The sequence below is a fragment of the Polaromonas aquatica genome, from assembly GCF_050626995.1.
Lineage (GTDB): Bacteria > Pseudomonadota > Gammaproteobacteria > Burkholderiales > Burkholderiaceae_C > Polaromonas > Polaromonas aquatica_A.
In genome coordinates this window covers 950,259-975,094 of the sequence record NZ_CP192467.1, presented here as the reverse complement: position 1 = coordinate 975,094, position 24,836 = coordinate 950,259, and the positions used below count along the sequence as shown (strand labels likewise).

General features: G+C 60.3%; 24 protein-coding genes, 3 tRNA genes and 1 pseudogene. 12 read left to right on the top strand and 16 right to left on the bottom strand.

Going from position 1 to position 24,836, the window contains the following annotated elements; translation table 11 throughout:
• Positions 1–9: 9 nt before the first annotated feature.
• Positions 10–1,137: a signal recognition particle-docking protein FtsY gene (ftsY, locus tag ACQ4MS_RS04705; protein ID WP_431098051.1), complete on the bottom strand. Its 1,128-nt coding sequence runs from the start codon at positions 1,135–1,137 to the stop codon at positions 10–12.
• A 335-nt stretch (positions 1,138–1,472) separates the two neighbouring features.
• Here ftsY and ACQ4MS_RS04700 point away from each other — a divergent pair, with 335 nt between their 5' ends.
• The 5 genes from ACQ4MS_RS04700 to ACQ4MS_RS04680 all read left to right on the top strand — a co-directional run bounded on the left by ACQ4MS_RS04700 (position 1,473) and on the right by ACQ4MS_RS04680 (position 5,849).
• On the top strand, positions 1,473–2,942 hold the full coding sequence (locus tag ACQ4MS_RS04700) for a M16 family metallopeptidase (RefSeq protein ID WP_431098050.1): 1,470 nt from the start codon (positions 1,473–1,475) through the stop codon (positions 2,940–2,942).
• 31 nt (positions 2,943–2,973) lie between these two features.
• A complete protein-coding gene (locus ACQ4MS_RS04695; protein ID WP_431098049.1) occupies positions 2,974–4,335 on the top strand; it encodes a M16 family metallopeptidase in 1,362 nt (453 codons plus the stop codon).
• On the top strand, positions 4,332–4,988 hold the full coding sequence (gene rsmD / locus ACQ4MS_RS04690) for a 16S rRNA (guanine(966)-N(2))-methyltransferase RsmD (RefSeq protein WP_431098048.1): 657 nt from the start codon (positions 4,332–4,334) through the stop codon (positions 4,986–4,988). Before ACQ4MS_RS04695 ends, rsmD begins: the two co-directional genes overlap by 4 nt.
• A gap of 80 nt (positions 4,989–5,068) precedes the next feature.
• Positions 5,069–5,578 (top strand): pantetheine-phosphate adenylyltransferase, encoded by a 510-nt coding sequence (gene coaD / locus ACQ4MS_RS04685; protein WP_431098047.1) that lies wholly within the window; start codon positions 5,069–5,071, stop codon positions 5,576–5,578.
• Between the two features lies 1 nt (position 5,579).
• The gene (locus ACQ4MS_RS04680; RefSeq protein ID WP_431098046.1) at positions 5,580–5,849 is read left to right on the top strand and encodes a YfhL family 4Fe-4S dicluster ferredoxin; all 270 of its coding nucleotides are present in this window, start codon (positions 5,580–5,582) and stop codon (positions 5,847–5,849) included.
• 80 nt (positions 5,850–5,929) lie between these two features.
• Here the strand turns inward: ACQ4MS_RS04680 and pth are convergent, their stop codons facing one another.
• The 7 genes from pth to ACQ4MS_RS04645 all read right to left on the bottom strand — a co-directional run bounded on the left by pth (position 5,930) and on the right by ACQ4MS_RS04645 (position 12,228).
• Positions 5,930–6,544, bottom strand: a complete 615-nt coding sequence (gene pth / locus ACQ4MS_RS04675; RefSeq protein ID WP_431098045.1) for an aminoacyl-tRNA hydrolase — start codon at positions 6,542–6,544, stop codon at positions 5,930–5,932.
• 154 nt (positions 6,545–6,698) lie between these two features.
• Positions 6,699–7,394: a 50S ribosomal protein L25/general stress protein Ctc gene (locus ACQ4MS_RS04670; RefSeq protein ID WP_431098044.1), complete on the bottom strand. Its 696-nt coding sequence runs from the start codon at positions 7,392–7,394 to the stop codon at positions 6,699–6,701.
• Positions 7,395–7,522: 128 nt separating this feature from the next.
• Positions 7,523–8,497, bottom strand: coding sequence for a ribose-phosphate pyrophosphokinase (locus ACQ4MS_RS04665; RefSeq protein ID WP_431098043.1), 975 nt, complete (start codon positions 8,495–8,497; stop codon positions 7,523–7,525).
• A gap of 225 nt (positions 8,498–8,722) precedes the next feature.
• Positions 8,723–8,799, bottom strand: a tRNA-Gln gene (locus ACQ4MS_RS04660).
• A gap of 85 nt (positions 8,800–8,884) precedes the next feature.
• Positions 8,885–9,817 (bottom strand): 4-(cytidine 5'-diphospho)-2-C-methyl-D-erythritol kinase, encoded by a 933-nt coding sequence (gene ispE / locus ACQ4MS_RS04655; RefSeq protein WP_431098042.1) that lies wholly within the window; start codon positions 9,815–9,817, stop codon positions 8,885–8,887.
• A gap of 101 nt (positions 9,818–9,918) precedes the next feature.
• Positions 9,919–10,449: an outer membrane lipoprotein LolB gene (locus ACQ4MS_RS04650; RefSeq protein ID WP_431098041.1), complete on the bottom strand. Its 531-nt coding sequence runs from the start codon at positions 10,447–10,449 to the stop codon at positions 9,919–9,921.
• Positions 10,450–10,455: 6 nt separating this feature from the next.
• Complete coding sequence (locus tag ACQ4MS_RS04645; protein WP_431098040.1) at positions 10,456–12,228, bottom strand: tetratricopeptide repeat protein; 1,773 nt, start codon at positions 12,226–12,228, stop codon at positions 10,456–10,458.
• A gap of 129 nt (positions 12,229–12,357) precedes the next feature.
• Between ACQ4MS_RS04645 and mutM the strand changes: the two genes are divergently transcribed.
• The 3 genes from mutM to mutY all read left to right on the top strand — a co-directional run bounded on the left by mutM (position 12,358) and on the right by mutY (position 16,356).
• Positions 12,358–13,173: a bifunctional DNA-formamidopyrimidine glycosylase/DNA-(apurinic or apyrimidinic site) lyase gene (gene mutM, locus ACQ4MS_RS04640; protein WP_431098039.1), complete on the top strand. Its 816-nt coding sequence runs from the start codon at positions 12,358–12,360 to the stop codon at positions 13,171–13,173.
• 72 nt (positions 13,174–13,245) lie between these two features.
• On the top strand, positions 13,246–15,222 hold the full coding sequence (locus ACQ4MS_RS04635) for a dynamin family protein (RefSeq protein ID WP_431098038.1): 1,977 nt from the start codon (positions 13,246–13,248) through the stop codon (positions 15,220–15,222).
• A gap of 75 nt (positions 15,223–15,297) precedes the next feature.
• Positions 15,298–16,356, top strand: a complete 1,059-nt coding sequence (gene mutY, locus ACQ4MS_RS04630) for an A/G-specific adenine glycosylase (RefSeq protein ID WP_431099534.1) — start codon at positions 15,298–15,300, stop codon at positions 16,354–16,356.
• Between the two features lie 49 nt (positions 16,357–16,405).
• On the opposite strand, the gene rapZ is transcribed toward mutY, so the two are convergent.
• From rapZ to ACQ4MS_RS04615, 3 genes are read right to left on the bottom strand one after another with little or no spacing between them, the layout of a single operon-like run.
• Positions 16,406–17,272, bottom strand: a complete 867-nt coding sequence (gene rapZ, locus ACQ4MS_RS04625) for an RNase adapter RapZ (RefSeq protein ID WP_431098036.1) — start codon at positions 17,270–17,272, stop codon at positions 16,406–16,408.
• A complete protein-coding gene (gene recN, locus ACQ4MS_RS04620; RefSeq protein ID WP_431098034.1) occupies positions 17,272–18,915 on the bottom strand; it encodes a DNA repair protein RecN in 1,644 nt (547 codons plus the stop codon). Before recN ends, rapZ begins: the two co-directional genes overlap by 1 nt.
• A gap of 18 nt (positions 18,916–18,933) precedes the next feature.
• Complete coding sequence (locus ACQ4MS_RS04615) at positions 18,934–19,809, bottom strand: NAD kinase (protein WP_431098033.1); 876 nt, start codon at positions 19,807–19,809, stop codon at positions 18,934–18,936.
• Between the two features lie 48 nt (positions 19,810–19,857).
• Between ACQ4MS_RS04615 and hrcA the strand changes: the two genes are divergently transcribed.
• Both hrcA and ACQ4MS_RS04605 read left to right on the top strand, forming a co-directional pair.
• On the top strand, positions 19,858–20,877 hold the full coding sequence (gene hrcA, locus ACQ4MS_RS04610; protein WP_431098031.1) for a heat-inducible transcriptional repressor HrcA: 1,020 nt from the start codon (positions 19,858–19,860) through the stop codon (positions 20,875–20,877).
• 24 nt (positions 20,878–20,901) lie between these two features.
• Positions 20,902–20,978: transfer RNA gene (locus tag ACQ4MS_RS04605), tRNA-Ile, on the top strand.
• 27 nt (positions 20,979–21,005) lie between these two features.
• Here ACQ4MS_RS04605 and ACQ4MS_RS04600 read toward each other — a convergent pair.
• The 5 genes and pseudogenes from ACQ4MS_RS04600 to ACQ4MS_RS04580 form a co-directional block, all read right to left on the bottom strand.
• Entirely contained in the window at positions 21,006–22,043 is a 1,038-nt protein-coding gene (locus ACQ4MS_RS04600) for a tyrosine-type recombinase/integrase (RefSeq protein ID WP_431098029.1), read from the bottom strand.
• 68 nt (positions 22,044–22,111) lie between these two features.
• Positions 22,112–22,279, bottom strand: a pseudogene (locus ACQ4MS_RS04595) (helix-turn-helix domain-containing protein); the annotation flags it as partial.
• A 29-nt stretch (positions 22,280–22,308) separates the two neighbouring features.
• A complete protein-coding gene (locus tag ACQ4MS_RS04590; RefSeq protein ID WP_431098027.1) occupies positions 22,309–23,319 on the bottom strand; it encodes a replication initiation factor domain-containing protein in 1,011 nt (336 codons plus the stop codon).
• A 165-nt stretch (positions 23,320–23,484) separates the two neighbouring features.
• Positions 23,485–23,787 carry a hypothetical protein gene (locus tag ACQ4MS_RS04585; RefSeq protein ID WP_431098026.1) on the bottom strand — a complete coding sequence of 101 codons (303 nt, stop codon included), beginning with the start codon at positions 23,785–23,787 and terminating at the stop codon, positions 23,485–23,487.
• 37 nt (positions 23,788–23,824) lie between these two features.
• Positions 23,825–24,097: a hypothetical protein gene (locus tag ACQ4MS_RS04580; protein WP_431098025.1), complete on the bottom strand. Its 273-nt coding sequence runs from the start codon at positions 24,095–24,097 to the stop codon at positions 23,825–23,827.
• 187 nt (positions 24,098–24,284) lie between these two features.
• On the opposite strand from ACQ4MS_RS04580, the gene ACQ4MS_RS04575 reads away from it, so the two are divergent.
• Positions 24,285–24,361, top strand: a tRNA-Arg gene (locus ACQ4MS_RS04575).
• A 190-nt stretch (positions 24,362–24,551) separates the two neighbouring features.
• Complete coding sequence (locus ACQ4MS_RS04570; RefSeq protein WP_431098024.1) at positions 24,552–24,806, top strand: hypothetical protein; 255 nt, start codon at positions 24,552–24,554, stop codon at positions 24,804–24,806.
• The last annotated feature ends 30 nt before the right edge of the window (positions 24,807–24,836 follow it).

Here is a 24,836-nt window from a genome sequence, read left to right as displayed (position 1 = left end):
CCATCCGGCTCAGCCCAGCAAGGCCTGTGCGAACTCGCGTGCGTTGAAGGTTTCCAGGTCTTCCAGCTGCTCGCCCACCCCGATGAAATAAACCGATACCGGGCGCAGCGTGGGTGAGGCAATGGCGCGCTCACGGGCCCACAGTGCAATGGCCGCCAGCACGCCGCCCTTGGCCGTGCCGTCCAGCTTGGTCACGATGAGGCCGGTCAGTTGCAGTGTGTCGTCAAAGGCCTTGACCTGGGCCAGTGCGTTTTGCCCGGTGTTGCCGTCAATGACCAACAGCACCTCGTGGGGTGCGGTGGCATCCGCTTTCTGCACCACGCGCTTGATCTTGCGCAGCTCTTCCATCAAATGCAGCTGCGTTGGCAGGCGGCCGGCGGTGTCCACCAGCACCACGTCCTTGCCGCGCGCCTTGCCTGCGCTCACGGCATCAAAACTCACGGCCGCCGGGTCACCGCCTTCCTGGCTCACGATTTCGACTGTATTGCGGTCGGCCCAGACGCTGAGTTGCTCACGCGCGGCTGCACGGAATGTGTCAGCGGCCGCCAGCAGCACCGAGGCGCCTTCATGGGCCAGGTGCCGCGTGAGTTTGCCGATGGACGTGGTCTTGCCGGCGCCGTTGACGCCGGTCACCATGATCACGGTAGGTTGGTACTGGCCGATCACGAGGGGCTGCTCCAGCGGTTTGAGCAGTTGTGCGATGGAGTCCACCAAGGCGTTCTTGACAGCCACCGGATGTGTCATGCCACCTTCCTTGACCCGGCGCCTGACATCGGCCAGCAGGTGTTCGGTGGCCTTGCTGCCGGCGTCGGCCATCAGCAGCGCGGTTTCCAGGTCTTCGTAAAGCGCATCGTCAATGCGGCTGCCGGTGAACACGGTCGAGATGCTGGAGCCGGTCTTGCGCAAACCCGCCTGAAGCTTGCCGAGCCAGCGTTTCCGTTCCGGCGCCACGGCACCGGGAACCGGGATGTTGATCGGGGTCACCAGCGTACTGCCGATCAATCCTCCGCCCGCGGGGGCAGGCGCCGGCGCGGGTATGGGGTCCGGGGTGGATCCGCCGGCCGGGGAGGGCGCATCGGGCGCAGGATGCACCGATGGGGCAGGAGGGGGGGATTTTTTCTTGAAAAAACTGAACATTGGGTATGCTTTGGAGTCTAGGGGTCTGTGAATACTATTTTTGCAAATGCGAATGGAGTGAGAAAGCCGCCAATCAAGGCGCGTGACGACGCCCAGACTTTCGTCTGGGCTAGGAGCGCAACGCCGAGTGGCGGTTTTCTCACTCCATTCCCTCCGGGTTGCGATCAAAAAGGCCCTGCGCGGCGTTGCAAAGCCTTGACGGGGTTTACCCCGCCTGCGTTTTGCGCCTTGCTCAAGGCCTTTTTGACTCACAACGCATCTGCAAAAATAGTATTCACAGACCCCAAGGCTGTTGCACCATCGCGGGGCAACGTACAGCGCCACCCAGCTATTCTATGAAACACCCTAGGCAATCCCCTTTGACCTGTCCAGTATCCCTTTCCCGCCCCGTTTTTCGTTTTTTCCGTGTCCCGGCCGGCTTGCTTGCGCTGTGCCTGGCTGGCGCCGCCCTTGCGCAGGCGCCCGCCCGTCCGCCGGTCGAGCAGTTCACGCTGGCCAATGGCCTCACAGTCATCGTCAAGCCGGACCACCGCGCCCCCACCGTGGCACACATGCTGTGGGTGCGCGCAGGTTCCATGGACGAGGTCGACGGCACCTCGGGCGTGGCCCATGTGCTGGAACACATGATGTTCAAGGGAACTGCGAAGGTCAAACCGGGTGAGTTTTCAAAACGCGTGGCCGCCCTGGGTGGACGCGACAACGCCTTCACCAGCCGCGACACCACGGCCTACCACCAGCAGATTCCGGCCAGCAAGCTGGAGGACGTCATGCGCCTGGAGGCTGACCGCTTCACGAATAACCAGTGGGCCGACGACGAATTCAAGCGTGAGATCGAGGTCGTCAAGGAAGAACGGCGCCTGCGAACCGAAGATTCACCGCGCGCGCTGCTGTACGAGCAGATGACGGCCATGACCTTCACCGCCTCACCCTACCGGCGCCCCGTGGTCGGCTGGATGAGCGACATCGAGGCCATGACGCCTGCCGATGCGCGCGAGTTTTACCGCCGCTGGTATGTGCCCGCCAATACCGCGGTGGTGATCGCCGGTGATGTGGATCTTGCGCAGGTTAAAAGGCTCGCAGAAAAATACTACGGCGGCATCCCGTCGCGTGCCGTCCCGGTGCGCAAGCCGCGCACTGAGCCCGTGCAGGCCGGTGTGCGCCGCATGGACTTCAAGGCGCCGGCCAGCCAGGCCTATGTCAGCATGGCCTTCAAGGTGCCCAAACTGGAACCGGCGGACCTGGCTGCACCGGGGGCCGGCGCCAGCCGTGACGCGCTGGCCCTGACGGTGCTGGCCGCCGTGCTGGACGGCTACACCGGCGCCCGGCTTGACCGCGCGCTGGTGCAGCAATCCCGGGTGGCCGACAGCGCCGGTGCGTCGAATGGCCTCATGGGACGCGGACCGCAGGTTTTCTCGCTGGACGGTGTGCCTGCTGCCGGTAAAACCACCCAGCAGGTGGCCGACGCGCTGCGGGAGCAGGTGGCCAAGGTGGCACGTGAAGGCGTGAGCGATGCCGAACTCAACCGCGTCAAGACGCAGTGGGTGGCCAGCGAGACCTACAAGCTCGATTCCGTCTTCAACCAGGCGCGTGAGCTGGGCTCCTACTGGGTGCAGGGCCTGCCGCTGGATGCCAGCGAGCGGATCATTGCCGCCTTGCGCAGCATCACGGGCGCCGAGGTGCAGGCTGTGGCCGCGAAATATTTTGGCGACGACCAGATGACCATGGCGACGCTGTTGCCGCAGCCGCTGGATCCGAACCGCAAGCCGCGCTTGGGCAACGCGCCCGCCGGTGACCTGCAGCGTTGAGCTGCACCACGCATCGAAAATGGTTGTTCACATGATTGCTATTAAAACCATAGCTGTTTGCGCCCGTCGGATTGGGGCTGCAGGCATTTTTTGCTTATTTTCCCACTCGCTTGCGCTGGCCGCACTGCCCATCCAGCATTGGACTCAGCCCAACGGCGCAAAGGTGTACTTCGTCGAAAGCCCGGCGATCGCGATGCTCGATGTGCAGATCGACCTGGACGCGGGCAACCGCCGCGACCCCGCTGACAAAGCAGGTCTGGCCAGCATGATGGCTGGCCTGCTGGAGAAAGGCATCGCTGCCAGAAACGGCGACCAGGCTCTTGACGAAAACGCCCTCAGCGAAGCCTGGGCGGATCTGGGGGCGCAGTTCGGCGCAGGTACCACTTCCGACCGCCTGAGCTTTTCGCTGCGCACGTTGACGGATCCGGTGCTGCTGGACAAGGCCGCGGCGCTGGCCGCGCGCGAGATCGCCGAGCCGGCGTTTCCCGATGCCGTGTGGCAACGCGAACGCGCGCGCCTGCAGGCTTCGATCCGCGAGTCCTACACCCGCCCAGCCAGCGTCGCCAGCCGCGCCTACACGCCGGCGGTGTACGGCACGCATCCCTATGGCTATGAAGTCACGGAAGAGAGCCTGGGGCGCATCAGTGTGGATGACATGCGCGCTGCGCACGCCACTGGCGTGACCGCTTGCCGTGCGCGCATCAGCATGGTGGGCGCGGTGACGCGTGCGCAGGCGGATGCCATCGCCGCGAAATTGCTCTCGCGCGTGCCGCAAACGGCGTGCGCCAGCCTGCCGCCGCTTCCGGCCGTGGCGGAGGTCGGGCCGCTGGCCGCTGCGGTCGAAAAACGTATCCCCTTTGCCTCGGCGCAGGCGCAGGTGCTGATCGGCCAGCCCGGCTACAAACGCTCGGACCCGGACTACTTTGCCCTAACGGTGGGCAACTACATCCTGGGCGGTGGCGGTTTTGTCTCGCGCTTGGCCAACGAGGTGCGCGAAAAGCGCGGCTTGACGTACGGCGTGTCGAGTTATTTTTCCCCCGCCCTGCACGCCGGCGCCTTCACCATCAGCATGCAGACCCGGCCTGACCAGGCCGCGCAGGCGGTGGACCTGGTCCGCAAGGTGGTGGCTGACTTTGTCGCCAACGGCCCACTGGAGGCCGAGCTCAAGGCGGCGAAGGACAACCTCGTCGGCGGCTTTGCCTTGCGCATTGACAGCAACCGCAAGCTCCTGGACAACGTGTCGAGCATCGCCTGGAATGACCTGCCGCTGAACTATCTGGATACGTGGACGCAGCAGGTCGACAAGGTCACCGTGGCCGACGTCAAGGCGGCTTTTGCACGCAAGCTCCAGCCGGAAAAAATGGTCACTGTTATTCTTGGTGCCGCACCATGAAGTACACGCCCGCTCCCACCCCAGCTCCCGCCCACCCCAAAAGCCCACGCGCCAAAAGCGGCAAGGTGGTGGCCCGGAAAACTGTGCCTCCGGGCGAGATCCGCATCATCGGCGGCTTGTACAAGCGCACCAAATTGCCGGTGCCCAGCAAGCCCGGCCTGCGCCCCACGCCCGACCGCGTGCGCGAAACCCTTTTCAACTGGCTGGGCCAGGACCTGACGGGCTGGCGCTGTATCGACGTGTTTGCCGGTACCGGCGCGCTGGGCTTCGAGGCCGCGTCGCGCGGCGCTGCCGACGTGCTGCTGTGCGAGCAGGATCCAGCGCTGGCGCAGCAGCTCAAAACGGTCCAGGCCAAACTCAAGGCTGACATGTGCCGAATCGAGCGGGGCGATGGGTTGAGCACCCTGAAGCGCGTTGCGCCTGGCAGCCTGCAGCTGGTGCTGCTCGACCCGCCTTTCGAGTCCACGCTGTACGAATCCACGCTCAAAGCCGCTGCGCAGGCCATCGGCCCCACCGGCGTGGTCTATCTGGAGGCGCCCAAACCCTGGACAGATGAAGAATTGGCGCCGCTGGGCCTTCAGGTGCACCGCAGCGGCAAGGCCGGCGCCGTGCATTTCCATTTGCTGGCCGCCCTGGGCACATCGGCAGCCTGAATCGCCGGCAGGCCTTGCCTGTCTCGTGGTTACGGGCCGGAAATTGGCAGTAAAAAGGGCGGGGCGGGCATAATTCTCCTATGGCCACCTCCCGCACCGCTGTTTATTCCGGCACGTTTGACCCGTTCACGCTGGGCCATGAGGACGTCGTGCGGCGCGCTGCCGGGTTATTTGACCGGCTTGTCATTGCCGTGGCCGCCGCCCATCACAAAAAGACCCTGTTTTCGCTGGAAACCCGTGTGGCGCAGGTGCAGGCGGCAACCCAGGGAATCACCGGTGTCGCCGTGCTGCCGTTTGACGGCCTGATCATGGATTTTTGTGCTGCGCAGAAAGCCTCAGCCGTGGTGCGCGGCATCCGCAACATCACCGACTTCGACTATGAAGCGCAAATGGCGGCCATGAACCGCAAGCTCCGTCCGGAAGTCGAGACTGTGTTCCTGCTGCCCGACGCGCCGCTGCAATGCATCAGCAGCACGCTGGTACGCGAGATCAGCAAGCTGGGCGGGGACGTCGGCCAGATGGTCAGTCCCGCCGTGGCGGCTGCCCTGGCGGCGGCACACCAGGCCCATAAAGCCAGCAAAGGGAACTGACATGGCCTTGATGATCACCGACGAGTGCATCAACTGCGACGTCTGCGAACCCGAGTGCCCCAACCAGGCGATCTACCTGGGCAAGGAGATCTACGAGATCGATCCGCACAAATGCACCGAATGCGTGGGCCATTTCGATGAGCCCCAATGCGTGCAGGTTTGCCCTGTGGCCTGCATCCCTCTGAACCCGCAGCACATTGAAACGCGGGAGACCCTGTGGGAAAAGTACCAGCGGCTGCAGACCATCATTCCGGTTGTGACGGCCCGGTAATTTATAGCGAAATCAGTGCCTTTCCCAGGCGATACCTTGGCTTGTAGCTATTACAAAGATAGCGTCAAGCGAATCCGGATTCAGTCTTCCGTATCGATCTTGCGCGGTGGCTTGGGCCGCGGCGGCGTGCTGGTGTGAATCATCATCGTGGCTTTTTCCATCTCACCCTTGAGGAGCTCCGGCACGGCCTTGATGCAGCGCGCGATGCATTCTTCAATCGCCACACGGTGTTCTTGTGAAGGTTTCTTCAGCACCCAGTTGACCACCTCGGCCTTCACGCCCGGGTGACCCACGCCGATGCGCAGGCGCCAGTAATCGGCTGTGCCCAGTTGCGCATGGATGTCGCGCAGACCGTTGTGGCCGGCGTGGCTGCCGCTGAACTTGAGCTTGACTTGCCCAGGCACGATGTCCATTTCGTCGTGCGCCACCAGCACCTCTTCAGGCGCGACCTTGAAGAAACGCGCGAGGGCCGCCACCGATTTTCCAGACACATTCATGAAGGTCAGCGGCTTGAGCAGCCAGACGTTCTGGCCATTCACCGTGATGCGCGCTACCTGGCCGTGGTAACTCTTGTCCAGGCTCAACGGGGCCTTGAGCTCCTGCGAGAGGGCGTCGATGAACCAGAAACCGGCGTTGTGGCGGGTGGCTTCGTATTCAGGACCCGGATTTCCCAGACCGACAAAAAGTTTAATCATTTGGATGTTTCCATAAATCCAATTCTAGGGGCGCGTGGTCTTGTGTCTTACAGGCTCGCTGCAGGGTTCCAGACGGGCGCACCAAGAAAAACGGCCCTTGTCCTGCAAGAGGACAAGGGCCGTGAGCCTTTTCAGGCCTGTAGCGGGAAGTGGATTACTTCTTGGCGGCAGGCTTGGCTGCGTCGGCCTTGGCGCCGGCTTTGGCTTCCTTGGCGGCAGCGGCTTTAGCGGCTTTCGGGTCCACCGGTGCGGCAGCGGCAGCGGCTGCTGCGGCATCGGCTTCGGCTTCTTCGGAAACGGCAGACACCGACACCAGCACCGGGTTGTCCTGGCCCTTGGCCACGAACTTCACGCCCTTTGGCAGGGTGATGTCCTTGATGTGCAGCGGCGAACCCTTCTTCAGGCCCTTCAGGTCGACGGCGATGAACTCTGGGATGTCAGCCGGGAAGCAGGACACGGTCAGCTCGGTGATCACGTGGTTGACCAGGCAGTTCTCGGTCTTGACGGCCGGAGACTCTTCTTCACCGCTGTAGTGCACGGGCACTTTCACAGTCATCTTGGTCTTGGCTTCCACGCGCTGGAAGTCGATGTGCAGAATCTGCTGCTTGTACGGGTGCATTTGCAGGTCACGCAGCAGAACTTTGTGTTCTTTGCCTGCCAGTTCCATCTGGAGGATGGAAGCATGGAACGCTTCTTTCTTGATGGCGTGGAACAACGCGTTGTGATCGATTTCGATCAGCGTGGGTTCACCGGTGCCACCGTAAACAATACCGGGCGTACGGCCGGTGATGCGGAGACGGCGGCTCGCACCCGTGCCCTGCTTTGCGCGCTCAAAAGCGACGAATTTCATAATTGACTCCAATAAAGAACGGACCGCGACCAGTCTCGTCCTGCTTTAAAAAGCTGCCTCAATCCAACAAACCGGTGAAGTACCTGGACTTCGGGTTCGCGGGTAAGGCAGCCGCTTTTTGTTTCAGATCAGAACAGGTTGTCCTGGTCCGAAAACAAACTCATGACCGACTCTCCCTTGGCGATGCGCTGAATCGTTTCAGCGATCAGCGGCGCCACGGAGAGCTGGCGAATCTTTGTGCAACCCACGGCATGGGGGCTCAACGGGATGGTGTTGGTGATCACCACCTCATCGAGCGCGTCGCCCTTGGCGATGCGGTCAATGGCCGGTCCCGAAAAAATCGGGTGCGTGCAGTAGGCGTAAACCTTCTTGGCGCCGCGTTCTTTCAGCACTTCGGCTGCCTTGACCAGCGTGCCGGCCGTGTCGATCATGTCGTCCATGATCACGCAGTTGCGGCCTTCGATGTCGCCGATCACGTGCATCACTTCCGACACGTTCGCCTTGGGGCGGCGCTTGTCGATGATGGCCATGTCGCAGCCCAGTTGCTTGGCCAGCGCCCGGGCGCGCACCACGCCGCCCACATCGGGCGACACGACCATCAGGTCGGCGTAATTCTTCTGCCGCAAGTCGCCCAGCAGCACCGGCGACGCATAAATGTTGTCGACGGGAATATCAAAAAAACCCTGGATCTGGTCAGCATGCAGATCCATCGTCAGGACACGCGACACGCCCACGGCCTGCAGCATGTTGGCCACCACTTTGGCCGTGATCGGAACGCGTGCCGAGCGCGGACGGCGGTCCTGCCGGGCATAGCCAAAATACGGGATCACCGCGGCGATGCGCTCGGCCGAAGCGCGTTTCAGCGCGTCGACCATGATGAGCAGTTCCATCAGGTTGTCATTGGTCGGTGCGCAGGTTGACTGCACCACAAACACGTCACGGGCCCGCACGTTCTGCTGGATCTCGACAGTGACCTCACCATCCGAAAAACGTCCAACATGGGCTGCGCCCAGTGAAATGCCCAGGTGCTGGGCGATGTCGGAGGCCATGCTCGGATTGGCATTGCCGGTAAAAACCATGAAATCGGGGTGGTGCGTTTGCATGTGGGGCCCAGCTGCTACAAGGACTTGAACGTGGCTGAAATTTTTATCGAAGCAAAATACGCACGAGGACAACACGCTGCAACGGGGCTTGGCAGTGAGCGCCGCTTGCCTGTTTCCAAAAACACACAGACCCGCTGATACACATCACGCGGGTCTGTCAGGAGTCATGCGGCCCGCTCCGGGCGGGACCGCAACACTGAAGGCTGTAGCCCTCAGTCTTAAATTTGGCAGGGGTGGAAGGATTCGAACCTGCGAATGCCGGAATCAAAATCCGGTGCCTTAACCAGCTTGGCGACACCCCTACACAGGACAGTTGTTGTTGCCAACAACAGACCTATAAACTTTTCATTTAGGTCGCTTGGACACGCATTTTCAAGAGCGGCTATTTTACCAACCGGCCAGAGGATGCGCCTCCAAATTGCTGCATGTCCGGACTTTCCAGCCATCGGGCAAACCCGAAAGATCCGTCAAATCCGTGCCACGCGGCAGTTGCGCAAATACAGCACTTCCGGAGCCGGTCATGCGCCCTTGAAGGTGTTTCGTTTTCAGCCAGTCGAGCGACTGGCCAATTTGCGGACACATCTCCTGCGCTACCGGCTGCAAGTCGTTGCGGCCAAATCCGAAATCAACTGATTTCTTCCGGCCTTCAGCATTTGCAGCAAAGCCTTGGATTGTAGCAGTTTCTGTGTCCCGTTTGAGCGCCGGGGCGCTGAAAATTCCTGGTGTGGAGACTCCGGCTGGGGGTTTGACCACCACAAAGCGGGCCGATGGCAAGGCCAGTGGCGTGATTTTCTCGCCGATGCCTTCCACCCGCGCGTGGCTGCCCGACAGAAAAAAGGGCACGTCGGCACCCAGTGACAGGGCGATGGCCTGCAATTGCGGCGGTGGCAAGCGCACGCCCCACAGCCGCTGCAGCGCCAGCAGGCAACTGGCGGCGTCGGATGAGCCCCCTCCCATGCCGGCTTGCGAAGGGATGTTTTTTTGCAGGCCGATGTGGACGCCTAAAGGCGTGCCGCAAGCCGCCTGCAGTGCCCTGGCTGCCCGCACGCACAAATCCTCGGGGGGTAATGTTTCGGGCTGGTCGCTACCGTTCCTGTCCTTGTGGTCCAGGTCTTCCCGGGTGATCTGTCCATCGGGGCGCAGCTCAAAGTTCAGGGTGTCGCACCAGTCGATCAGCATGAACGCGGATTGAAGCAAGTGGTAGCCATCGGACCTGCGCCCGGTGATGTGCAGGAAAAGGTTCAGTTTGGCAGGCGCCGGCACGTCGTACAGCGCCGTGAGTGGCGGTGCGGTGGAGGCAGAAGCAGGGTGCGTCGTCATGAGCTGGAGGCGCCGGAGCAGGGAAAGGAAAGGGGAAAGGGAAAAAGAAGGAATTAAAGGGAGGGCGACGGCACGATGGCGAGGGTCAAGCGCGCAGGGCCTTACTGGTCCAAAACAACACGCAGGTCGACCTGCGGGGCAGGCTGCGCTCTTTTGGCCGAGATGCGGCCTTCCGGATAACGGGACAGATCCGCGGACCAGCCGCTGGCGCTGGCATTGTCGCCCTGCAACCAGGCAAATAAGGCCCTCAGCGGGACGGCTGCGCCGGTGGCCTGGGCCATCAGCTCCTCTACCGAGGAAAACCGCTGGACCTTGCCGTTGCCTGAGTCCAGCACGGCTTCGTCCGGCGACCAGCGAAGCACGCCCAGCAAGCTGCCCAGCGGGCTGATCAGTGAGAGTTCACCGCGTTCCGGCTGGCCCTTGAGCTCGAAGCTGGCCGAAAAGAACTGAACGGGCTCGCTTTGCACCTGCAGGCTGATACGGCCCGTCCAGAACTCATTTTTTAAGCCATTTATGCCTGGAGCCCTTGATGGTTGGGCGCAACCAGCTATCAAAAAAGGAGCGAAAAAGAATGCGCACAGGAACCCCAGGCGAGCCAGGCGCGTGCGTAAGACAAGCGGCACAGTGAGCATTCCGGGTTACAGCTTCACGCGCAGGCGTTTGAGTGTCTCGAGCAATGTTTCGTTCTCGGGGTTGATCATCCGGCCTTCCTTCCAGATAGCCACGGCGCGATCCCGCTGGCCCAAGGCCCACAGCACCTCGCCGAAGTGCGCCGCGATTTCCGCATCGGGCTTGGCCTTGTAGGCTGCTTCAAAGATCCTGGCGGCTTCCGCTGTGTTGCCCATGCGGAACTCGACCCAGCCCAGGCTATCCCTGATAAAGGGATCGGAAGGGGCAAATTCAAGTGCCTTGCGAATCAGCTCGCGCGCTTCCGGCAGGCGCACGCTGCGATCAGCCAGCGAATAGCCCAGGGCGTTGTAGGCATGGTGGTAGTCGGGCTTGAGCTGGATGACACGCCGCAACAGCCGCTCCATTTCACCTAATGCGCCCAGCTTTTCGGCCATCATGGCCTGGTCATACAGCAGTTCGGTTTCGTCGGGATTCCTGGCCAGTGCCTGCGCTAGCACGTCGTGGGCGAGCTGGTATTGCTTGAACTCACGAAGCAGGCCGACCTCCGCGTTGAGCTTCAGCCGCGCGTCGGCGGCGTTGCGTTCGGGGAGTTTGCGGATCAGCTGCCGGCCTTCCTCCAGCTTGCCCTGGCTGGCGAGGATGGAGGCGCGCCGGGTTTGGGCCTGGGTCAGGTCGGCGGAATTGTCTATTTTGGCCAGCCAGCCTTCCGCCGCTGCATAGTCCTTGCGTTTTTCGGCCAGCTGCGACAGCGAGAGATAGGCTTGGGCGAGGCCGCGGTTGCGTTCGCCTTCGGCCGTCTGCTGTTGCGCCAGGGTGACGTAGCGTTCCAATGAGGTTTGCGCCTGCGCGAGCTGGTTGTCCTGCAGCTGAAGGGACCCCAGTACCAGCCAGCCTTCGGGAAGTTCAGGTTTTTCGCGCGTCACCACCTGCAGCTGGGCGGCGGCTTCGGCGTAGCGCTGGGCATCGAGCAGCGCGCGCGCATAAGCCATTCTGATTTCAGGCAGGGCCCCCGTGTTGCCTTCAAAGTATTTACGGACGAGGCCTTCTGCTTCGGGTTGTTTGGGGTCCATCAATTCCAGCGCGACCAGCGCAGGGCCTTCGGCGAGCCGGTTGGCCGCTTGTGCGCGTTTGGCGGCTCCGAGCGCGCCATTGCTGTCGCCTGCCGCCAGTCGCATGCGTCCTACCGTGGTCCAGGCGGCACTGGCGGTAGCAGGGCTGTTGAGGTAGGCGGCCAGCGCTCCTTCGACCACCATGGCGGCCAGTTTTTTGTCCGCCATACGGGCGTAGATCCGGGGTACTGCAGTGAGGGCCGCAGACCGCTCCCCCTCCGGGGCGAGCCGGATTTCAGTTTGCAGGGGCTCGGTCGTGTCGACAATCCGGTTAAGTGCCACCAGGATCTGCAGCACATAACGGTTCGCCTCACGCGAGGTGGGTTGGTGGGCTTTCCAGGCTTGTGCAGCTTGCAGCGCCGCGTCGCCTGATCTGGATTGCAGTGCGATATCCGTGGCGCGCTGATAGAGCTGTACGTCGCCGGTTTTCCTCGCGGCGTCCAGCATGAGGGCGAAGCCAGCAGCGGGCTCACCCTCCTGCAGCGTCATTTCACCCACCAGCAGCTGGTAAAAAAGGGCGCTGTCCAGGGACGAAGTCGGTGTTGCTTCCTGCGCGGCTTTCGCCTCGCCAAGCGTCGAAGGTGCGGCCGAAAGCGGTTCGGCCGTCTGTGCCAGGACCAGGGGGGCAGCCATCAACAGGCCGCTGAGGGCAAGGCCAAGTTTTTTCTTCATCGAACCATGATAATTGAAGCCTACGGGCAGCGCAGCCGCTTTACGCCGTGGCCCTGATGCCGGCCTGACGCGGGCAATGCCCGGTGCTGCCTTCTTGCGCCGTGCCATAGCGCCCTTATTTGCACACCTATGCCTGAACTGCCAGAAGTTGAAGTCACCCGGCTGAGCTTTGCGGACCGTATCGCCGGTGCCGTGATTGATCGCGTTCAGATGGGTAAACCCCTGCGCTGGCCGCTGGGCTGCGCGCCGAAGGCGCTTGTCGGCCAGCAGGTGCTGGCGGTTCGCCGCCGCGGCAAATACCTTTTGGTGGACCTGAGCGACGGGCTCTTGCTGGTGCACCTCGGAATGTCCGGCAGTGTGGCTTTCGGAGACGGTCTGCCTGCCCTGGGCAAGCACGACCACTTTGAAATGGCCACCAGCCAGGGCACTTTACGGTTGAACGACCCGCGCCGTTTCGGGGCTGTGGTGTATGCAAGCCATGAAGGTGCGCCAGCCGCCCAAAAGCTGCTTGGCCGGCTTGGCGTTGAACCGCTGACAGACGCATTTAATGCCGCAAGCTTTCACCAGGCGCTGAAATTGCGCCAAACGGCGATCAAGCAGGTGTTGCTGGGTGGAGAAGCTGTGGTCGGCGTGGGCAATATTTATGCTTCGGAAGCTCTGTTCCTGGCGGGAATCCGGCCGACTACCCGGGCAAACCGGATCAGCCGGCCCCGTGCAGCCTTGCTTCATGGGGCGATCCGCCAGGTACTGGCGCAGGCTGTTACAAAGGGGGGCAGCACTTTGAGGGACTTTTCGAATGCACAGGGTGAATCGGGATATTTCCAGCTGGAAGCCATGGTGTATGACCGCGCCGGTTTGCCGTGCCGGGTGTGCGCGGCACCCGTGAAGACCCTGAAGCAGGGCCAGCGCTCCACTTTTTACTGTGCGAATTGCCAGAAACCTTGAGTCCGTAGACGCGCCAATGGTTCTTTCGGGTTGGCGATGCTATATTGACCGACCACACTTTACGGTAGAGCGATGTCTTTTAACGAACAATTTGACCAGCACGGCACGTGGAGGCGCGAATTTGCCTTACGCCTGAAACTGCTTGCAGAGTGGATGAAGGACCATGACCTGCTGGATGCGGCGGTTGAGGAGCGCCTGCAGCGGCTCGAATCACAGGTACGTTCTGACAAGGTCATGGTGGCCTTTGTGGCCGAATTTTCGCGCGGCAAGTCCGAGTTGATCAATGCGATCTTTTTTGCCGGTTATGGACGCCGCATCATGCCGGCGAGTGCAGGCCGCACTACCATGTGTCCCACCGAGCTGGGCTATGACGCGGATGTGCCGCCTTGCCTGCGCCTGCTGCCCATCGAGACACGCCTGCAGAAACAAGCCCTCATGGAGTGGCGCGCGGTACCTGAAAAATGGACGCGGATCGACCTGGACGTGAACGACCCGGCGCAGCTGGCACAGGCGCTCGAGAAAGTAGCCGAAGTTCGTCATGTCACTCAGGACGAGGCGCGCTCCCTGGGTTTTTGGCATGACAGCAGCCCGGAAGACAACCCACGCGTCGGGGCCGATGGTTTGATCGAGGTGCCCAAGTGGCGCCATGCGCTGATCAACATCGCGCACCCGCTTCTCAAACAAGGCTTGGTCATCCTGGATACGCCGGGCCTCAATGCCATTGGTGCAGAGCCCGAGTTGACCGTGAGCCTGATTCCCCAGGCCCATGCCGTGGTGTTCATCCTGGCGGCGGATACCGGTGTCACCAAGTCCGACCTGGCCATCTGGCGCGAGCATTTGATCACCGAGGGCGACGGCACCGATGCGCGCCTGGTGGTGCTCAACAAGATCGACACCCTCTGGGATGCCTTAAGCACCCCTGAACAGATACAGGCACAGATCGACAAGCAGCGCGCGACGTCTGCTGAAATCCTGGGTCTGCCTGAATCCCAGGTGATTCCCGTGTCGGCTCAAAAGGGTTTGGTGGCCAAGGTCACGCGCGACAAGGCCTTGCTGGAGTCCAGCCATCTGCCAACCCTTGAGCTGGCATTGGGCCAGGGCGTGATGGGGCAGCGCCAGAAAATCCTGCGCACGGCAGTGTCGGGCGGTATAGGCGAGCTGAGAACCGAGGCCGGGCGGGCCATGCACATCCGTCGGCGTGACCTGGCCGAACAGATGATCGAGCTGCGCGGCCTCAGAGGCAAGAATGTCTCGGTGATCAAACACATGCGCAGCCGCATCGAACAGGAGCAGGCTGAGTTCGATACCAGCGGCTCGAAGATTCACGCGGTACGTTCAGTCCACCTGAAATTGCTTCGCGATGTATTCACTTTGCTCAGTACCCCAACCCTCAAGGCCGAGCTGGCGGAGCTGACACATGCGTTGAAGCAGCCAGGCATCAAACTGGGCGTCAAAAAGGCGTATGGGCAGACTTTTTCCCGTCTTCGCGAAGGACTGCAGAAGTCGCAGATCATGAGCAGTGAAATCCAGTCCATGCTGACTGCATCCTTTCGTCAGCTCAACGCCGAATTCAGTTTTTCGCTGCAGGCGCCAAAAGAGCCCGAACTGATCCGTTATGAGCAGGACCTGGAGCAAATAGAGCGTAGCCACTTGCAATATCTCGGTGTAGGCAATGTGTTGAGGCTTTCCCAGCCGGAGTTTTCCGAGCGGTTGGTCCGTGCCTTGGCTACACGTCTGCGAGTGGTGTATGAATCCGCGCTGGGCGAAGTGGAACTCTGGAACAAGTCGGCCGCATCGCAGCTGGATGCGCAACTGCGTGAACGGCGTCGCAATTTCGGCCGCCGGCTTGAGGCTATCGAGCGCATCCAGCAAGCCGCTTCAGGCCTGGATGAACGGATCGCCGAAATCGATATCCAGGAGCGCGTGCTCGATGAGCTGGACAATAAGCTGACGGAGTTAACTTCCCACCTGATGGGTTCTCCTGCGCAGTCCGGCGGCCAGGATGAGGCTGCCAACGCGAAAAATCCCGCCGTACCTGAGGCTGCCTGAGCGTTGGCGCGGGCTGAGACCACCCTTGGGGCCTCACCAGGCAAAAAACCGGCTTTGAAGCGAACGGCCTCCAGCATGCTGCCCGGATTTTCCTGGGAAATTGTGCGCTGGCAGGAGGCGCACGGGCGAAACAGCCTTCCGTGGCAAAACACACGTGATCCCTACCGCGTTTGGCTGTCTGAAATCATGCTTCAGCAGACCCAGGTGGCAACAGTCCTTGACTATTACGCACGGTTCCTTTTGCGCTTCCCGACGGTCAAGGAACTGGCTGCGGCTGGTGAAGATGAAGTGCTCGGCCTATGGAGTGGGCTGGGTTATTACAGCCGTGCGCGCAATCTGCATCGCTGCGCTCAGGATGTCATGGCATTGCATGGCGGGCAATTCCCGGAGACGGCAGAAACGCTTCAAACTCTGCCGGGCATAGGCCGTTCAACTGCCGCGGCAATCGCCTCGTTTTGTTTTGGCGAACGTGTTGCCATCCTGGATGGCAACGTCAAACGGGTGCTCACGCGAGTGCTGGGTTTTTCCGCCGACCTGGCCCAAAGCGCCAATGAGCGCGCGCTGTGGGACAACGCCGCAGAGCTGCTGCCCGAGCAGGATCTTGCTGAAACCATGCCGCGCTACACCCAGGGTTTGATGGACCTGGGGGCCACAATTTGCGTGGGCCGCCAGCCTCAATGTCTGCTTTGTCCGGTACAAAACCTGTGCCAGGGTTTTGCGGCTGGGGATCCCGGCAAGTATCCCGTCAAGACACGCAAACTCAAGCGCAGTGCGCAGGCGTTGAGTTTGCTGTGGGCGAAGAAGCCGGATGGTTCAGTCTGGCTGGAGAAGCGCCCGGCCAGGGGCGTTTGGGGTGGACTTTATTGTCTGCCGGTTTTTGAAAGTGACGACGCGCTGGCAGCGGATTTGCCCTCCTCCTTGCGGGAGCGGCTCGATCCCTTGCCGGGTTTCGTTCACGTGTTGACACACAAGGACTTGCACCTGTCGCCGTGGATCGCAAGCTTCCGGACCGGGCAAGCCATGCCTAAATCCCTGGTCTCGGATGAACGGCCCGGTGCATGGTTCAGCCCCGCTGAATGGCCTGCATTGGGGCTGCCTGCACCCATACGCAAATTACTGGAGCGGGACGCTTAAGAGCCCGATGTATGTGCTGCGGACGCAGCTCGTGGCGGCTTATGTGGATTCAAACGGCATCGAGCTCGCGATGCCGCTGCAACGTTCGCCACTGTTGGCCGAAAGCTGCTGCCAGCTCTTCGACCAGGTAAACCGAACGGTGTTGGCCGCCGGTACAACCGATGGCTACTGTCACGTAACTCCGATGGTCACGTACCAGCGCGTGCAACCAATAATTGAGAAACTGCTCGATTTGGCGGAACATCTCGCTTACTTCTTCGTGAGCTTTGAGGTAGCTTGCAACGGCTTCATCGCGCCCCGTGAGATGGCGCAGGCCCGATTCATAGTGCGGGTTAGGCAGCATGCGAACGTCAAACACGTAGTCGGCGTCAAGCGGTACGCCACGCTTGAAGGCAAAGGATTCGAACACCAGCGTGAGCTGCGTGCTGGGAGCCGAGATCAGGGACTTCACATAGCCCTGTAGCTGCGATGAGCGGATCATGCTGGTGTCCAGCACATGCGCCTGCTCACGCATGTCACCCAACAACTCGCGCTCCAGCTCTATGGCGTCTACCAATGCCCGGTGCTGGTCGGAGGCGTCGATGCGCGACAGGGGATGAAGCCGGCGTGTTTCGGAAAAGCGGCGTACCAGGGTTTCGGTGTTGGCATCCAGAAAAAGGGATTGCACCGCCACGCCGGAAGTGCGCAGTTGCCGCAGCTGCTGGGGGACAAGTGGGAGCGAGACGGCGCTTCGCACGTCCATGGCAATGGCAACTTTTTGCGCGCCGTGCTGTTGCTCCAGCGCGACGAAGGGCGTCAGCAATTCCGGGGGAAGGTTGTCTACGCAGTAATAGCCGGCATCTTCCAGCGCATGCAGGGCCACCGATTTGCCGGAACCTGACATCCCGGTGATAAGAACCATTTCCAGCGCGGCCATCACTGCCCCAACATTTCCTTGGCGTGGGCCAGCGTGGTGCCGGAGAGCCGCTCACCGCCCAGCATGCGGGCAATTTCAGCTACGCGCTGCTCTCCGTTGACATGGTCTACGGTGCTGATGGTGGTGCCGTTTTCGGCGCGCTTGGCAACAACAAGATGCTGGTCGGCGCAGGCCGCTACCTGGGGCAGATGCGTGACGGCCATGACTTGCCGGTCTTTGCCCAGCTGTTTCATCAGCCGTCCGACGGTTTCAGCCACGGCACCTCCTACCCCTGAATCCACTTCATCAAATATGAGAGTTTGTGCTTGACCCAGCTGGCTGGTGGTGACCGCAATGGCCAGCGCGATGCGCGACAACTCGCCGCCGGAAGCCACTTTGCCGACGGGGCGTGGTGTGCTGCCGCTATGGCCCGCGACCAGAAATTCGGCTTGCTCCAGTCCGTGCTGGGCCGGCTGGTCCAGCTTGCTGAGTGCCACGTCGAATTTGCCGCCCTGCATGCCCAGTCCCTGCATGGCCTGGGTAATGGCCTTGGCGAGTTTGGGCGCCGCCTTGCCGCGTGCCTTCGACACCTGGCTAGCCTCGTCCAGGTAGGCTGACTTTGCCAGGCTCTCGAGTTTTTCAAGTTGAACCAGATCGGCGGCTTCATCGAGTTTGTGCAGCTCGGCTCGCCACGAAGCCAGCAATTCAGGTAGCTCCGCGGGAGTGCGTTTGTAGCGCCGCGCCAGGCTGACCCATAGCGACAGGCGTTCGTCGAGTGCAGCCAGCCGCTGTGGTTCCAGCTCAGCGTGCCGTGCGTAGCCGTTGAGCGAATGCACTGCGTCTTCCATCTGGGCCAGAGCGCCATTTAACACCTCGAGGATGTCTTTGAACTCGGGTTCGATGTGCTCCTGGCTTTGCAGCGATGTAATGGCCCGTCCAAGCAATGCTGTGGCGTTCTCGTCAGACTCCTGCAGTGCGTCGACGGCCGCCTGCACGGCATCGCGCAGAGCTTGCGCGTTGGACAGCCGCCCGTGTTGGGAATTCAATTCGTCCCACTCGGCGGCTCCGGGCGCCAGCTTGTCGAGCTCGCTGATTTGCCAAGCGAGTCGCTCACGTTCACGCTGCAGACTGTCTTGAGCTTCGCGCGCGTCGTTCAATGTTTTCTGGGCCAATCGCCATTGTTGCCACCGGCGTGACAATTCGGCGGTAGACACTTCCGCATAGGAGTCGAGCAAGCCGCGAACCGCATCGGGACGGGTCAGGCTTTGCCATGCGTGCTGACCGTGGATGTCCACCAGCTGGTCGGCGATGTCCTTGAGCTGGGTGGCTGTTGCTGCGCTGCCGTTGATCCACGCCCGGCTCTTGCCCTGTGCATCCACCGTACGCCTGAGTAGCAGGGTTTCGCTGGAGTCAAACCCGGCCTGTTCCAGCCAGGACGCCAAGCCGGCGGGGCTGTCAAACTCGACGCTGATTTCGCAGCGTGCGGCGCCTTCGCGGACCACGCCGGCATCGGCCCTGGCGCCAAGCGCGAGTTGCAACGCGTCTATCAGGATGGATTTTCCCGCACCGGTTTCACCGGTGAGTACCGAGAAACCGCCGGACAAATCCAGCTCAAGCTTGTGGACGATGACAAAGTCGCGAAGCGATATGGTTTTAAGGCTCATAACTTGAATTTCGGCCGCTCAGGCCACGCCTTCGTTCCAGTGCAGTTTTTTCCGGAGCGTGTCGAAATAGCTCCAGCCTTTGGGATGCAGGAACCGCATTTGATGCTCGGAACGCCGGACGGTGATGCGGTCACCGTGCAGCAAGCTGGCCAGCGACTGCATGTCGAAGTTGGCGCTGGCGTCGCGACCGGCGACTATTTCGATGGTGATTTCGCCCGAGTCCGACAGCACAATGGGCCTGTTGGACAAGGTATGCGGTGCGATGGGTGCCAATACCCAGCCGGCAATCGAGGGGTGTAGCAAAGGACCGCCCGCTGAAAGGGCATAGGCCGTGGAGCCGGTTGGCGAGGCAATGATCAGGCCGTCCGCACGCTGGTTTGCTACAAAGCGGCCATCCACTTCTACGCGGAGCTCCACCATGCCGGCGGTTGCTCCGCGGTTTACGACGACATCGTTCATGGCGGTGGCACTGAAGACGCAGCGCCCGTCACGCACGACCTTGGCCTGCATCATCCAGCGGCAGTCTTCTTCATATTCACCGCGAAGCATGGGAATCAAAGTGTTCTGGTAATCCTCAAAAGCGATGTCGGTGATGAATCCGAGCCTGCCTTGGTTGATCCCCACCAGGGGAATGCCGAACTGGGCCAGTAGCCGGCCTATGCCCAGCATGGTGCCGTCCCCGCCAACCACAAGGGCCAGGTCGCACTGGGCACCTATGCCGGCCGCATCCAGCGTCGGGAATTGCGTGAGACCGGTGTTGCTGGCGGTGTCCTGCTCGATCGCCACCTCGCAGCCCTGGGTGCCCAGGAAATGCGCGATCTCCTCCAGCGCCGACCTGGAACCTTGTGCGTGGTACTTGCCGATCAGGGCGACATGGCGGAATTGCGACTTCATCGGCAAATTACATCACAACATGCGGTTCAGGCTTCGTAGAATATCGGCATGCTTGATGATCGTGCGCGGTTGCTTCTCAAGGCGCTGGTGGAGCGCTACATTGCCGACGGACAGCCGGTGGGGTCGCGCACGCTGTCGAAGGCTTCGGGCCTGGAGCTGTCCCCCGCCACCATACGCAATGTGATGAGCGACCTTGAGGAGCTCGGCCTGATCGTCAGCCCGCATACCTCGGCCGGCCGCATTCCCACGGCCCGCGGCTACCGCCTCTTCGTTGACACCATGCTGACCGCGCAGCGCGATCCGTTCCCCACCGCCGGCCAGATAGGCGCACCCCGGCTGGCGCCCGACCAGCCGCAAAAAGTGATCAGCAACGCGGCGCACATGCTGTCCAGCCTCTCGCAGTTCGTTGGTGTAGTCATGGCGCCGCGCCGTACGTCGGTGTTTCGACATATCGAGTTCCTGCGCCTGTCCGAAAAACGTTTTCTGGTCATCATCGTTTCACCTGACGGTGACGTGCAAAACCGGGTCATCTTCACCGAGGCGGATTACACACAGTCCCAGTTGGTCGAGGCCGCCAACTTCCTCAACTCACACTACGCCGGCATGGCGATTGAAGAGGTCCGGGAACGCCTGAAGAATGAGGTGGAAGCCCTTCGGGGCGAAATCGCCACATTGATGCAAGCGGCAGTCAAGGTCAGCTCGGAGGCCATCGAATCGCGCGACGAGGTGGTTATTTCCGGCGAGCGCAATCTGCTCGCCGTCAGTGACTTTTCGGGTGACATGGGTAACCTGCGCAAGCTCTTTGACCTCTTTGAGCAAAAGGCGCAGCTGATGAGACTCCTCGATGTATCGAGCCGTGCCGAAGGCGTCCGGATTTACATAGGCGGCGAAAGCCAGGTCATTCCCTACCAGGAACTGTCCGTGGTAACGGCGCCTTATGAGGTCGACGGACAGGTCGTGGGGACCCTTGGGGTAATAGGACCCATGCGCATGCCTTACGAAAAAATGATCCAGATTGTCGATATCACCTCCAAGCTGGTCAGCACCGCGCTGAGCCATAGCAAGTAGGCCCTTACAATCAACCTCTTGAGTGGGGCGTTAGCTCAGTTGGTTAGAGCAGAGGACTCATAATCCTTTGGTCGTTGGTTCAAGTCCAACACGCCCTACCAGAATTTGAGAGGGACTGGCTGTCATGGTCAGTTCCTCTTTCCTTCTGGTGTAGCCAAAGCGTAGCTCTGAAACAGATTATCCAGCCTGTCGGCCGCGACTTGCAAGCCTTCCGGGGCAACATGCGCATACCGCTCGACCATCGCCAAGGTCTTCCACCCCCCTAAATGTCGTAATTCATGCGTTGGCGTGCCCGCCTGGCGGTGCCATGTGGCAAAGGTATGACGCAGGTCATGCCACCTGAAATCCTTGATTCCGGCGCGTTCCAAGGCCAACCACCATGCCTTTGTAGACACGTTGGCAATCGGTTTACCGGCATAAACGAACACATTTTTCTCATGCTGGCCCAGCTGCTGCATCAAAACCCCCATGGCCGTGGCATTCAGTGGTACGGCGTGAGGTTTTCCGTTTTTATGCTGGGCAGCCTCAATCCATGCGTGCCGGCGTTCTAGGTCGACTTGCGCCCATTGCAAATCCCTCACATTTGCCTGTCGTAGTCCCGTTGCAACGGAAAACAGCGCCATGGCGGCCAGATGCGAAGGCAGCTCGGCATAAAGGCGATCAAATTCTGTCCGGGTGAGCGAGCGAATACGGCCTGTATTCTCGCGATACAAAGTGACTTTTGGTGCGCGATCCAACCACTCCCACTCGTGCCACGCTTTACGCAAGATTGAGCGGATAAGGGCGAGATAACGATTGGCCGTGCTTTCACTGCCAACCTTGAGCCGTGCCGCTTTGATCTCGTCAATCAAGGCGCGGTCCACCTCATCGAGGTATTTCCCCCCCGTCCAAGGGTCTAGCCATCGAAGAATGGCGATATCCTTGGACTGGCTACGCTTGTGCGCAGTCTCCTCGATGAATTTCACAGTGGCCTCGTGCCAAGTTCGCCGCGGCTTGGCACCGAGCTTGTCTTGCTCCCACCGCTGGGCTTTGAGCTGGTCGTGAACCTGCTGGGCTTTGCGCTTGTTGGCAGTCCCAGAACTTGCCTGTAGCGGGCCTCGTTCACCCCGGATGGCCGGTAATTTGATCCACCAGTAAGGCGAATCCTTCCTTCTGTAGAGCGACATTCGGATTTCTCCTGAGTATCGGCCACAGACACACGCGAGAGTGATTGTGCCACCAGATACTGAGTCAATAGGTGTTCGACAAAGACCCACTTTTTCCCGACCTTGCAGCCGGGTATGACGCCTGTTCTAGCTCGCGTCTTGAGGGTTTGTGGATGGATATGCAGCAATAGGGCTGCTTGAGCTGCGGTAAGGGTGCGAAGGGCACTTGATGCGCCATCGTAGACATGGGGTTGCACCCCATGCCCCTTGTCGCCAGTGAAGGAGGTCACCCGACCGCCGCAAGCGTTAAACAGCGATCAAAGGGCTTTAAGCGGCCCGGAACGCCTTCCCGCTGGAGAGTCTTCAAAATATCCTCTGAAGACCATTTAAGCTCGTTGTAGAGCACGTTCAGCAGCTTGCCGACTGCTTGTTTAGCATTGCTGACCGCCTGCAGGATCGTGACCTCCACCGCCGTCTTCATCGTTTTGATTCGGTCTTGAATAGCCGATATGAAGGCAAGGGCAGGGTAGCTACCTGCGAGATATACGCCTGGGCTTGTGAGGACGTCATAGGGGATCACTCGATCCTTAGCCCGCCATTCAACTTCCGCACGAAACCAGTTGCTTGATTTGTCTCCGAGCTGCTTACCCTTTTGATAGCCACGGAACATCTTTCCGTTTTTTCTGCCACCGACATAAAGCGTGCAGCCTTTACCTGTGCCGAGGTCATCAATCAGCCTGCGATCTGGTTCCCGTTTTCCCAATGAGAAAAGGCCATCTTCAAGCCATTGCTTGCAAAGTTCTAGATTGATTGTTTTACCCTCGTGGTCATCATGCGCAATATCCACACGAGTGATTTTTGCCTCCATGAGTTCCAGCCATTCACGGAGCTTCGGCCAGTCTGTTATCGCGGCGCAACCTTTGGCCGTGAGTTCGCAGTGAAGGGTGTTTTTTTGATGTTCACCACCCCAAGCGAGCTTGCCACAGCCGTACTCAATATCGCGTGAGTACTTGTAGCCCATCCAACCTTTGCGGTTGTCGTCATAGGTGAAAAATCCGCTGAGCGAATGGAATTCCAGAAGGAACCACATCAACGGATCACTGTCGCCGAGGTCGGCGATATTGATGGTAAATCCGAGCCAATCGACGTGCGCCAATTGCTGCGTAGAGCAAGGCGATATCGTTGGGATCGATATTTGATTTTGTGTGTCGTTGGAGGGAAAGAAATTTCCCCCCGTAGTTACTACATGGGGGGAACTTGCGTCATCTGACGCAAGACAATTGGCTGACGCGAGCATAGGCACTCCAAGGATTAGCGTCCTCCGGGTGCCTCCGGCGGTCTGATTGAAGACTGGATTTAAACGTAGCCGCTAAGACTTGTCAAGCTACGTAGCAGGCTGCACCCCGGAGGGGCACTGGTCGGCGCTGCGCGCTCGCCCATGCCCCTTCCGGTGTGCCTCTAGCTATCGCTTAACGGGAACAAACGTGTTCCACACGCCCTTAGGCATCTTGCGATCATCTATGGATTCATCTTCAAAGCCGAGATCTTCCAACTTATCGGAGAGATACATTTCCTGCGCCATCCCGGTGATGGTGCCATAGCGATAAATAACTCCATCTTCATTCTTGAACCCGATGATCGAAGGCCCACTCCCACCAAGTTTGCGGTTTGCCGCTGCCAGGGCTTTGACTACGGCAGCATCTTTTGGGTGTGGCGCAACACCCTCGACCAAACCAACATCAATTTTTTTGGGCAAAACTTTCATTGCAGCTCCCTATAAACGTTTTGATTTGAAAACGCGCTCATTGAACATCGTCCAATGCAGCACAGGCCAACGCACTTACGCCCATCATTGTGGTCAACCAACGCTCCACCACACGCGCATCCGGCTCAGGACTTGCCTTAGCGACACGCAGGAGTAGGGCAGCACCGCGCCCCATCTGTCCAAGCAATTCAGCATTGAGGCGAGCTCCATCGGAAACCGCCATAAAGGCCTGCCAATGGGCATCGACACTTCCCGTAACCCCTTCAATAGCCATTTTTGAACTTTTAATAGTTCGATCATGATTAATCATACGTAGCTCCTTCGTAGCGTCAGACAGCGAGGTAGAGCTACGCTTGGCACCCGGTTAAGACGTGCGTGTGTCTGTAGACCGTGGGTCAGGGCGGTTTGACAATTATGGGTTCGCACTCATAATCCTTTGGTCGAGTGTTCAAGTCACTCACGCCCTACCATTTAAATAAGCTATAATTTGAGGCTTAGCGGCTGTAGCTCAGTTGGATAGAGTACTTGGCTACGAACCAAGGGGTCGTGGGTTCAATTCCTGCCAGCCGCACCACTTTTCAAGTGATTTCAATAGCCTAGAGGCTCACCCCTCTAGGCTATTTTCTTTTGCGCGGGGCATTTGTAGGCCGTTTTTATGCCACTTCGCTGAGCGATAGTGGTTTTCCTAGGGTGGGGCGGCACCGGACGGGCTGTACGTCCAGCAAGAGCTCCGCTATTCTGGAAGCCTAATTCCGGAGGAAAACATGGGATCACAGAATGTCGAGGACCACGGCGAGTGGCTCAGTTTTGGCTTGTCGTATGCGGGCGGCACCATTCCCGTCAGGATTTCCCGCGAGGCGATGGAGGAATTCTTCGGCGCCGTACCAGGGCCGGATTCCCTGAAAAAAGCCTATGAACAGGATGCAGAGATGATTCATGCCCGGGCTGCCGACATGGTTGTGGCCGGTGTGAGTTACACCCCCGACAATCCCCTTGTGCTGAAAATGGAAGATTTTTAGGCGCATTCGCGGCTGGCCGTCGTGGATGCT